10 protein-coding genes and 1 pseudogene are annotated in these 10,874 nt (G+C 59.8%); 5 read left to right on the forward strand and 6 right to left on the reverse strand.

The annotated features are described in order from the left end of the window. Window positions 1–4 precede the first annotated feature (4 nt). On the reverse strand, window positions 5–436 hold the full coding sequence (locus QKE30_RS05740) for a pyridoxamine 5'-phosphate oxidase family protein (protein WP_005296999.1): 432 nt from the start codon (window positions 434–436) through the stop codon (window positions 5–7). Between the two features lie 212 nt (window positions 437–648). Between QKE30_RS05740 and nrdI the strand changes: the two genes are divergently transcribed. Both nrdI and nrdF read left to right on the forward strand, forming a co-directional pair. After that, entirely contained in the window at window positions 649–1,092 is a 444-nt protein-coding gene (gene nrdI, locus QKE30_RS05745; RefSeq protein ID WP_049049907.1) for a class Ib ribonucleoside-diphosphate reductase assembly flavoprotein NrdI, read from the forward strand. 58 nt (window positions 1,093–1,150) lie between these two features. Next, window positions 1,151–2,167 carry a class 1b ribonucleoside-diphosphate reductase subunit beta gene (nrdF, locus tag QKE30_RS05750; protein ID WP_347934316.1) on the forward strand — a complete coding sequence of 339 codons (1,017 nt, stop codon included), beginning with the start codon at window positions 1,151–1,153 and terminating at the stop codon, window positions 2,165–2,167. A 5-nt stretch (window positions 2,168–2,172) separates the two neighbouring features. Here nrdF and QKE30_RS05755 read toward each other — a convergent pair whose 3' ends face one another. Continuing rightward, window positions 2,173–3,795, reverse strand: a complete 1,623-nt coding sequence (locus tag QKE30_RS05755; RefSeq protein ID WP_347934317.1) for an AMP-binding protein — start codon at window positions 3,793–3,795, stop codon at window positions 2,173–2,175. 155 nt (window positions 3,796–3,950) lie between these two features. On the opposite strand from QKE30_RS05755, the gene QKE30_RS05760 reads away from it, so the two are divergent. Further along, window positions 3,951–5,774 (forward strand): choline/carnitine O-acyltransferase, encoded by a 1,824-nt coding sequence (locus QKE30_RS05760; RefSeq protein WP_347934318.1) that lies wholly within the window; start codon window positions 3,951–3,953, stop codon window positions 5,772–5,774. Between the two features lie 97 nt (window positions 5,775–5,871). On the opposite strand, the gene QKE30_RS05765 is transcribed toward QKE30_RS05760, so the two are convergent. Further along, window positions 5,872–7,215: an IS256 family transposase gene (locus QKE30_RS05765; RefSeq protein ID WP_347934319.1), complete on the reverse strand. Its 1,344-nt coding sequence runs from the start codon at window positions 7,213–7,215 to the stop codon at window positions 5,872–5,874. A gap of 253 nt (window positions 7,216–7,468) precedes the next feature. On the opposite strand from QKE30_RS05765, the gene cmx reads away from it, so the two are divergent. Beyond that, window positions 7,469–8,644: a chloramphenicol efflux MFS transporter Cmx gene (cmx, locus tag QKE30_RS05770; protein WP_005297378.1), complete on the forward strand. Its 1,176-nt coding sequence runs from the start codon at window positions 7,469–7,471 to the stop codon at window positions 8,642–8,644. Continuing rightward, a pseudogene (locus QKE30_RS05775) lies at window positions 8,644–8,742 on the forward strand (IS481 family transposase); the annotation flags it as partial. The gene cmx and the pseudogene QKE30_RS05775, both read left to right, overlap by 1 nt. A 105-nt stretch (window positions 8,743–8,847) precedes the next feature. Here QKE30_RS05775 and QKE30_RS05780 read toward each other — a convergent pair. The 3 genes from QKE30_RS05780 to QKE30_RS05790 form a co-directional block, all read right to left on the reverse strand. After that, window positions 8,848–9,684 carry an aminoglycoside O-phosphotransferase APH(6)-Id gene (locus QKE30_RS05780; protein ID WP_000480968.1) on the reverse strand — a complete coding sequence of 279 codons (837 nt, stop codon included), beginning with the start codon at window positions 9,682–9,684 and terminating at the stop codon, window positions 8,848–8,850. Further along, window positions 9,684–10,487 carry an aminoglycoside O-phosphotransferase APH(3'')-Ib gene (gene aph(3'')-Ib, locus QKE30_RS05785; RefSeq protein ID WP_001082319.1) on the reverse strand — a complete coding sequence of 268 codons (804 nt, stop codon included), beginning with the start codon at window positions 10,485–10,487 and terminating at the stop codon, window positions 9,684–9,686. Before aph(3'')-Ib ends, QKE30_RS05780 begins: the two co-directional genes overlap by 1 nt. Window positions 10,488–10,552: 65 nt before the next feature. After that, window positions 10,553–10,874: recombinase family protein (locus tag QKE30_RS05790; RefSeq protein ID WP_034975116.1), on the reverse strand; the 322-nt coding region annotated here is incomplete at its 5' end.

The following is a 10,874-nucleotide window of genomic DNA, read 5'->3' on the forward strand; positions in this document are numbered from 1 at the left end:
TCCCCTAGTCCACCATCAGGGACTCGTCATCGCTGGCCAACAACCGGCCAGCATTCTTGCCGAGCATGAGGGTGTAGATCTGCTCAATGTGGATCAGCACCGCCATCTTCGGTGGGTTGTGCCCCTTTTCCTCGGCGAACTTCACCGCCGCGTCCCACACCGGCCCTTCGTGGAACAGTTCTGCTGGACCGATAAACCGGTACCCGTCTAGCTCTGCCCAATCCACGACCGCCACAGCGGCCTTTGAACCGGCCCGTAGGTTTTCCAGGTGTTGCCGGCCAGTGTTTTCGTTATAGATCAACGTCTCGTCATCCCACACGCGCAAGCTGCGCTTCGGACCGATGTCCGGCAGTAGAGTCTCGCCGTCGGTCACAGTCGCCAGGTACGGCAGCTGTGCATCGATCATGTCTTTCATTTCTTGGGTTAGCTTCGCCATGAGCTCTTTCCTTTCTTCTCTCTGGCGTATTCCGCGCTACGCAGCCGCGTGCGCGGTGTGAAATTGGATACATCAGGCACCCTACACTAAAGTTCAATCCATTGTTATTGTAAAGTTCGTGTCATTGAACTTTTGGAGCTAGTTTTATGGATATTCACCCCAACGAACAACCAGCTCCAACTAGCAACAAGCTGTAAAGGACCTCTCCCCCAATGCAACCAATCGCGGTCTCGCAGCCGCGCATCGTCTACTTCTCCTCTGCCTCCGAAAACACCCGCCGATTCGTCGACAAGTTGGACATTCCCGCCCGCCGCATCCCCTTGCGGCGCAAGGAGCCGGAGCTCATCGTCGACGAGCCCTATGTGCTCATCACCCCAACCTATGGCGGAGGCGACCCGCGGAAGGCGGTGCCCAGGCAAGTCATCACCTTCCTCAACAATTCACATAACCGCTCTCTCATCAGGGGTGTGATCACCAGCGGAAACAGGAATTTCGGTACGGCATACTGCTGCGCTGGACCAACAATCGCCGCCAAGTGCCAGGTGCCGGAGCTCTATCGCTTTGAATTGCTCGGCACAGCCCGCGATGTTGCCCGTGTTCGGGAAGGCATCCGGGAGTTCTGGGATCGGACTGGCGGGGAGATGTGGCGTCCATAAGACAGAGCAATAAGACACAAGCAGAACGACACGATCGAGAACAATCAGAAAGGAAAAAATGAGCTACCTCACGCGCTCCCAAACCCCACCCCAATGGCCGCACGACCCCGCCCGGCCGCTACGGCCGGTGAATTGGAACCGGCTAGACGACCAGAAGGACCTGGAGATCTGGCAGCGGCTGACCAGCAACTTCTGGCTGCCAGAGAAAGTACCGCTGTCCAACGACCTGCCAACCTGGAACGCACTGACGGACGCAGAACGCGAGCTGACCACCAAGGTATTCACCGGGCTCACGCTGCTGGATACTGTGCAGGCGACCGTTGGTGAGATCAGCCAGATCCCGGATGCCCGCACCGAACACGAACAAGCGGTCTACGCAAACATCGCCTTTATGCAAGCCGTTCACGCGCGCAGCTACAGCAGTGTGTTCAGCACGATGTGCAGCAGCGAGGAAATCAACGCCGCCTATTCCTGGGCCATCGGTAACCCAGCCCTGCAGCGCCGAGCGACGGCAGTGATGCAGCACTACTACGGGGACGACCCACTCAAGCGGAAGGTCGCCGCCACGCTACTGTCTTCCCTGCTGCTATATGCCGGGTTCTACCTACCGCTGTGGTTTAGCTGCCGTGGCACGCTGATGAATACAGCCGACATGATCCGGTTGATCCTGCGTGACAAGGCCGTCCACGGGTACTACTCGGGATACAAATTCCAGCGAGGACTGGAGGCCCACCCGGAGCGCTCGGCGGAACTCGAGGAGTTCACATTCACACTAGTGGAGGAACTTCTGGAGTTAGAGAAGGAGTACTCCGGAGATCTGTACGGCGAAGCTTTAGCCGACGAGAAATCGCTGATCGACGGCGTGATGGCCTTCGTGCACTACAACGCGGATAAGGCGCTGATGAATCTGGGGTATCCACCGCAATACGAGGAAGAAGCGGCGAAAACGGAGCCGGAGATCATCGCCGCCCTGGCGCCGGATTCCAACGAAACACACGACTTCTTTAGCGGCTCCGGATCCTCCTACGTGATCGGGCGGGCGGAATCAACGGAGGAGGATGACTGGGATTTCTAGCGCCGCTAGGCCTTAGCTGCCACGGGCACGTTCTTCAGATCCTTGCGCAGGATCTTGCCCGTGCTGGACTTCGGGATCGCGTCGATGAACTCGACCATGCGGATCTTCTTGTACGGAGTCACGCGCTCGGCAACCCACTCCATGAGCGCCTCTGCGCTCACGGCCGGGTCGTTCGGGTCCACTCCCTGCTGCAGCACCAGGAATGCACGCGGCAGCTCTTCGCCATCCGATTCGCGCAGGTAACCGACCACGGCCGCGTCCGCAATGGCCTCGTGGGTCATCAGCAGCGCCTCTAGCTCGGCCGGGGCAACCTGATAACCCTTGTACTTGATCAGTTCCTTCATGCGGTCGACCACGTAGGCGTTGCCCAGGTGGTCTAGGTTCGCGATGTCGCCGGTGCGCAGCCATCCGTCAGGAGTGATGGTGTTGGCGGTGGCTGCCTCGTTGTTGAGGTAACCGAGCATGACCTGCGGGCCGCGCACCCACATTTCACCTTCGATGGAACGCTCGCCCTCGTTCGCGGGCGGGTGGATCTCCTCGAGGTCTTCTGTCGTGATGTCCACGATCTTCACCTCCGTGTTGGAGACCGGCAGGCCGACGGAATCCAGCGGCGTGACTCCGACGTCGCTGACGCTGGTCACGGGGCTGGTTTCGGTCATGCCGAAGCCCTGCAGGATGCGCACGCCCAGGCGACTGGCCACGGCGTCTGCAAGCTGTGCGTCCAGGGCCGCCGCACCGGAGAGCAGCGTCTCCAGGGTGCCGATGTCGAACTTGTCCACCAGCTGGTGCTTGGCCAGCGCCACGGCGATCGGCGGGGCGATGAAGCTGAACGTGATGCCGTGCTTCTGGTGCGCTGCCAGGAACTTCTCCAGGTCGAAGCTGGGCATGGTCACCAAGTGGGCGCGCACGTTCAGGCACGAGTTCAACAGGACATTCATGCCGTAGATGTGGAAGAACGGCAGCACGCACATCACCACGGAGTCGCGGTCCAGGCCGTTGGGGCCGAGCCGCACGCCGATCTGCAAGATGTTCGCCACAAGGTTGCGGTGGCTCAGGCGCACGCCCTTCGGCACGCCCGTGGTGCCCGACGAGTACGGCAGCACCGCCACGTGGGTCGCCGGGTCGATGCTAATCTCCGGCGCGGGGCGGCCCTCCCCCACGAGTGCCTTGAGGCCGGTTGCTTCGTCGGTGAGGTCGATGATGTTGCTCGGGTCGATCCCTGCTTCTTCTGCACCTTGGACGCCCGCTTCTCCCAGCAGCTTGGTCGTCAGCACATACGTTGCACCAGAGTCCTTGAGTTGCTTTGCCACGTCGTGGGCGTTCATCAGGGAGCCCAGAGTGGTGACGGTCGCCCCGGCGCGGAGAATGCCGTGGAAGGCGACCGCGAAGGCGAGGCTGTTCGGGCAGTGCAGCCCGACCACCGTGCCTGGCTTGACTCCGCGTTCGGCTAGTGCGCCCGCGAAGGCGTCAATAAGAGCCTTGAGTTCCCCGTACGTGGTTTGCGAGCCCGTGGCGTCGTCCGTGATGGCGATGCGACCGAGGTCTTCTTCGGCGATGTTGCCGAACAGTACGTCATAGATTGTGCTGTTCGGGATGTCGATTTCCTGCTGTGGGCTCTGGATCGGCATGGCTTCACTCCTTGTAACCGGGGCCTGTGTTTGCGAATGTAAGACAAACCTTAAGCGAGTGATGTGTATCACGTTGCCGAACGGGTATTTTCCTTTTAAAAATATTCGGATTCTTCCGGCATTCACCCCCGTGGCTTCTCAGTAGACTGCGGGGTATGCAGGATAATCGCGCTCACCTCAAGCCCCTCCCCGTCCCGCCGCTGGATGCCACGTTGCCCGCACTGCGCCATGCGGTCTCTGCCGTCGCGGATGCCGATACGCTGGCCGCCACGGAGCGAGCCATCGAGGACTTCCAGGCCAATCAGGGCTCCGCTCTGCAGTCCGCCCTGGAGGCCTTCGCCGCCGACCGCGACGCCGCGAACAGCAGCTGGTTGGCAGACCGCTGGCTCCGCGATTACCTGACCATTCGCACGCCACTGCAGACCACCTCTAACGTGGGCTTCCAGATCAACCTGCGCACGGAATCTACCGGGTTGGATCGTGCCGTGGACATCCTGCGCGCCCTGGCGCTGGTGCACCTGAAGCAGGCCGATGGTTCGATGCCGGAGGAGATCGACGGCCGAGGCAATCCGCTGGACGCCAACCAGTGGCGCTGCTTCAACGGCGCGCTGCGCATCCCCCGCCCGAACTGCGACGAAGTCACTTTCAGCGAGCTCGGCACCGCATCCCGCAGCATCGGCGTGATCGTAGACGGCCACGTGTTTGACCTGCGTATCACGGACGAACAGGGTCGCCTGGCTACTCGGAAGCAGCTGCGCGCCACCCTGGAGGCGCTGCACACTGGTTCTACGGCCGCCAGCACCGGCGAGACTGCCGCGCCCGCCCTGGACGCTCGCCTTTCCTACCTCGGCTCGAAGGAACTGGCCGAGCTCCCGCTCCCCGCAGAAACACAAACCACCCTGCGCGATCAACTTTTCGCACTGCACCTAATTGACGATGCGCAGGCCACCGAGGCCGACCTGCTGCGCGACCTCACCTTCGCCCCCGGCCACGCCTGGGTGTACAAGCCGCTGACGTATGAGATCAACCTGGCCAGCGACTTTGCGGCCATGCACGTGGAGCACTCGACGGTCGATGGAGCCACGCTCGTGGAGGCGGTGCGTCGGGTGCAGGAGGCTGTGGATAATGACGCCCCTACGGCCCCAAGCGCCGACGCGGATGCCAGCTCAACCGATGCCGCCCCGCTGGAGCTATCCCCGGTTGCACCTGCCGAAGGTGCCAACGCTGCGCCTGCCGCACCCACCGCACCAGCCGCCTCCATTCCCACCGGCGACGAATACGCCGTAGAAATCATCGAGGTGCCGAAGCTGTCGAAGGAGGAGCTGCCTTTCAAGTTCAGTGCCGATGCGATGAGCCAGCTGATTCTATCCATCGCTCAGCAGCTGACTTTCGGCCGCATCCGCGCGGTGTACGAGGCCGTGGATATGCGCGAGTACAAGGCCGGCCGCACGGAATGCCTGCGTGCCGTCACCCCGGAGGCCGTGGCCTTCGCCAAGCAGCTCGTCGCCGGCGAGCCGACCGTCGAGACCCTGCAGGCCGCCCTAAATGCGCACCGCAACTGGGTGATTGGCTGCAAGACTGGCCGTGGCATCGACCGCCACCTGTGGGCGCTATCTTTCACATCGGAGAAGCAGTCCGGCGCTCCGCTGGCGCTGCTGACGGATCCGGGCGTCCAAGTCGCCCGCACGGACTTCCTGTCCACCACGTCGATCGGCAGCGACGCGCACATCATCCGCTACGTTTTCGCCCCCACCATCCCCAATGGTTTCGGCGTGAACTACACGCCGAAGGCCACCAGCATCGAGTACTGCCTGACCTTCAACCGCGACAAGGCGGAGCAGCCGGAGCAGTTCCAGGCCAACCTCACCCGCGCAGCGGAGCTGCTGGCCGACTTCCTGCGCACGCTCTATCACAGCGGTAAACTAGCGCAGTGCCCTAGCTGTGATGTCCAGGGACGTTGTTCTGGCCCCCGCCCGTAATGACACCGTGCCGATTCAAGAAGTATCTGTCCAGACCGCTTGCCATTGAAGGCGAGCCTGTCAAGCTGTTTGTGTGTGGGGCTTTCGGGTAAGTGTTTTATAGGTAGTTTGTGAATCGTTCGGGATAGGCCACTGCCATCTGGTTTATGGCTTGTTTCCAGTTGGTGACCTTGCTGCCTTCGATGAGTCTTCCGCTGGTAGCCGTAGCTTTCTTGCCCTGTTTCGCGCGTTTGGCCGCGCGTTTATCCTCGATATTGCAGATCATCAACCACAGCGTCTTAATCGCAGAATCGTCATTGGTAAACTGCACACGGTTACGGGTGGCTTTACGCAGCTCGTTATTCATCGACTCAATCGAGTTTGTCGTATAGATAACCTTCCTGGCCATCGGCGGGAACTGCAGAAACGGCACGAAACGATCCCACGCATCCGTCCAGACCTTGACTGATTGGGGATATTTCTGGCCCAGTTCTGAGTCGGCGAATTCCTCCAGCGCTGCCTTGGCGGTTGTTTCATCCGGGGCGGTGTAGACCTTCTTCAACGACGCAGATACTGCCTTGCGATCACCGTAGGCTACCCACCGGTTTGCTGCCCGAATCAAATGCACCACACAGGTCTGGACCATCGAATCCGGCCACGTTGCTTCCACCGCTTCCGGCAGGCCTTTCAAACCATCGCAGCAGACAATAAACACGTCCTGGACTCCACGGCTTGCCAGGTTCGCGCACACATGAGCCCAGAAGGAGGCGCCTTCTTCTTTCGCCAACCAGATACCCAGGATGTGTTTGATACCGTCCATATCCACGCCGATAACCAAATAGGCGGACTTGTTGACTACGCGTCCACCGTCGCGGACTTTAATCCGCAGCGCGTCAAGAAATATTACTGGGTAAAACTCGTCTAGCTGCCGGTTTTGCCAGATCATGACCTCATCTAGCACCGCATCAGTTACCGCGGAAATCGTCTCGTGAGAGATATCAACTCTCATCGCTGTGGCCATATGATGCTGGATATCGCGCACTGTCATGCCACCGGCATACAAGCTAATGATCATGTCATCGACATCAGTCAACCGGCGTGAGCCTTTGGGCACCATGGTCGGCAAAAATGTGCCCTGGCGATCGCGTGGGACGGTGACATCGACCGGGCCGTAGTTCGAATCAACCTTTTTGACATACGAACCATTGCGGTAATTATCGCCACCACCAGCCGATTTGGCCTCCCGGTCGCCTTTGGAATAGCCCAAATGAGCATCCATTTCGGCTTCTAGCCCGCGGGTGACCGAGGCCTGCAAGAGCCCGCGCACCAAATCATTCGCGTCGGTCGCGGTGGTTCCCAGCTCGTCAATTAGCTTGGCTATCTCGGGGTTTGCCAGCAGTCTTTGCTCGATCGCTTTAATCTTCGCGGAATCTTCTGGATCTCGTTTCGCCACAGAATCCATTATGGTTTATCTCCTTCATGTAAGGGAAACCCCTCACACACAAACCATTAGACACTCTCTTGAAGGCATGTTAGAGTTTGGGGCATGTCGAGTCCCGAATCAGACAGGTCAGGGGTTGTCGGTCACACCGCCAGCCCCTTGAACCACTAGTTACGACGCCCACGATCTGTGTGGGCGTATGTCTGGCGTACCCGGGGCGCTGGCCGTGGTGACAAGAAGAACCATTTCTTGATCTCACACCTCGGAGTACTCGATGCCTTTTGCCCTCTACATGCTTGCCCTGGCGGTCTTCGTCATGGGCACTTCAGAATTCATGCTCGCGGGATTGCTCCCCGCGATCGCGACCGAACTTGACGTCTCGGTCGGCACTGCGGGCCTGCTGACCTCCGCATTCGCAGTCGGTATGGTCGTCGGCGCGCCAGTGATGGCGGCATTCGCTCGCCGTTGGCCACCGCGGCTCACATTGATCGTTTGCCTTCTCGTGTTCGCGGGAAGCCACGTCATCGGAGCGATGACACCAGTGTTCTCTCTCCTGCTCATCACCCGGGTGCTCAGCGCTCTCGCAAACGCAGGATTCCTCGCCGTAGCACTGAGCACGGCCACTACCCTCGTGCCAGCGAACCAGAAGGGGCGTGCACTGTCGATCCTGCTCTCCGGCACGACGATCGCAACCGTCGTGGGCGTCCCCGCCGGGGCACTGCTCGGCACAGCGCTGGGCTGGCGAACGACGTTCTGGGCGATCGCCATCCTCTGTATTCCCGCGGCCGTTGGAGTCATTCGTGGCGTCACGAACAATGTTGGTCGGAGCGAGACTAGCGCGACCTCACCAAGGCTCCGTGTCGAGCTCAGCCAGTTGGCGACGCCGCGGCTCATCCTGGCCATGGCACTCGGAGCGCTGATCAACGGAGGGACCTTTGCGGCATTCACCTTCCTGGCACCCATCGTGACCGAGACCGCGGGCTTGGCCGAAGCGTGGGTGTCCGTCGCGCTGGTGATGTTCGGCATCGGATCGTTCCTTGGCGTCACGATCGCAGGACGACTATCAGATCAACGACCTGGCCTCGTGCTCGCAGTCGGCGGACCGCTATTGCTGACAGGCTGGATCGTGTTGGCAGTGGTCGCATCTCATCCCGTTGCGCTTATCGTCCTCGTCCTCGTTCAGGGATTCCTGTCGTTCGGCGTCGGCAGTACTCTGATCACGCGTGTGCTGTATGCAGCATCGGGTGCGCCAACGATGGGCGGTTCGTACGCAACCGCAGCATTGAATATCGGAGCTGCAGCGGGGCCCGTGCTTGGTGCGCTCGGGCTCGCGACCGGGCTGGGGCTGCTCGCGCCGGTTTGGGTCGCTTCGGTGCTGACAGCGATCGCTCTCGTCATCATGCTTCTCACCAGACGCGCGCTTACGAAGACCGCGGCGGAGGCCAATTGATGACCCATCCGAACGCTCTTCTCACTCCTCGTGCCCGTCTCCGGTTAGCTCGGCTGATTGTCGAAGACGGCTATCCGGCCACGATCGCCGCAAAGATGGGGTCGTTTGCGGGAGAGGGCGAAATCCTACGCTAAGGCTTTGGCCAACGATATTCTCCGGTAAGATTGATGTGTTCCCAGGGGATAGGAGAAGTCGCTTGATATCTAGTATGACGTCTGTCGCACCTGCTTGATCGCGGCCGCGATAGCTAGATCGCGTTGCTCCTCTTCTCCATCCGCGTTCCAAGCTGCGGAAAGGCACCCATAAGCGTACGCCTGGTCGAGCAGGCGACGCGGATCGACGTCCAGCGCACGAGAGAATGCGTCCGCCATCTGTGCAATGCGTCTAGGATCGAGACAAAGGTCGTCTCTGTCAGCCGGATCGTAGAACATATTGGCGGCGCCAAAGCCCACTTCACCGACCAGACCGACGGGATCTATCACCAGCCAGCCGCGACTGGAGAACATGATGTTTTCATGATGCAGATCGCCATGTAGCCCACGCAGTTCCGAGGCATTGCTCATCATTTGATCGGCTATAATCGCCGCGTGGACGTAGTCAGTTTGACAACCTGCGTTTTGATCATCGCGCGCCCGCTGAAACAAAGCTGCAAAGCGATCCCGGATCGGGAGAAGGGCAGAAGGCAGGGGTTCCTCAGATGCGGCATACAGCTTCGCCATTAGTTCCGCTGCAATTTCGGTCGCCTGGTAGTCGCCGTGCTCGGCAACGATGTGAGAGAGCATTCGCTCCCCGGCATATTCGAGCAACATCAGATTGTTCTCACGACCGAGCAACCGGACTGCTCCCCTCCCATTGCGCCATACCAGATAGTCGGCCCCGCGCAGTTCATCAGCAATGTCTTCTATAGGTTTCAATCCCTTGACGATTGCAGGAGTCCCGTCTGGCAATGAAACTTTCCAAACGAGGCTGGAAAAGGTGTCCGCAATGAGAACAGGTTGCGAAACGTGCCAATGAGCAGGAAAAACAGGCGGCATGAACATCAACCCCAAGTCAGAGGGTCCAATCGCAGATAGAAGGCAAGGCGTTCGCGGTCGGGGGCTTCGATCCCCAATACATTGAATAGGACAGCGAAGGCGCGCTCTGCTTCATCTGGCGCTGCCCAGTTCTCTTCGGCGTTAGCAATCATGAGTGCCAAATCGGCATAGCGATCTGCTGTTCCGAGCCGCCCAAGGTCGATCAGACCCGTGCATTGAAGAGTTTTAGGGTCCACCATGAAGTTCGGCATGCAGGGATCACCATGGCAAACAACCATATCGGTGCGCTCTTGGTCGAGCCGCACCGGTAGCTCTCGTTCGACACGAGCCAAAAGATCGAGCTGCGGCGTACTCTTGTCCTCGTCCGGTAAGAAGTCGGGATTGACGGCATTGCGGGACACCACATCAACGGCGCGTCCGAACATTCGCGACAGCCTGCGCTCAAACGGACATTGATCAACCGATAGGCTGTGAACAGCGCCAAGTTGCTGCCCCATTGACGGCCACGCTTTGAGCAAATCCGCTCCAGACAGATCAGCCGCCGGTACTCCCGGAATTGCCGTTATCACCAAGCATGCACCCTCCTGTTCCTCCTGCCAGTTGATCACCTCGGGGCAAGCCACACCTCGACCTTTGAGCCAAATGAGGCGGTCACGCTCTCCAGCGAGCTCACCGCGGCGGGAAGCAGGTGCGATTTTCGCGAAGGCATGCCCGTCACCACGTCGAAAAACAAAATCACCAGATTCTCCGCCTCTGACAGGCAACCAGTCAGAATGCGATTCACCAAAAAAAATATTAGTTCGATTCAATGGAGGTTCCTTCAGTTTTCTGATGAAGCGCGGAGGTGGCTCAACCTGCGAAAAGAAACGAGTTGCTACGTAAGTCCGAGAACATGCTTTCCATGGTCTCTGAGCTCGCCTTTGGGACCGACATATCGGTAGAGAGTGACGCGCTCGATGCCGAGTTCCTTGCAGAGATCGGAAACTGAAGTATCGCGCTGGGCCATGGCGGCTTGCGCGAGACGCACCTGAGCTTTGGTGAGCGCGAATTTTCGTCCGCCCTTGCGACCGCGCGCTCTCGCGGAGGCGAGACCCGCCATGGTGCGCTCTCGGATCAGATCCCGCTCGAACTCGGCCAAGGTGGCGAAGATTCCGAACACCATGCGACCGGACGCAGTCGTGGTGTCGATCTGAGCG

This window comes from Corynebacterium sp. c24Ua_83 (assembly GCF_039907245.1).
Classification (GTDB): Bacteria; Actinomycetota; Actinomycetes; order Mycobacteriales; family Mycobacteriaceae; genus Corynebacterium.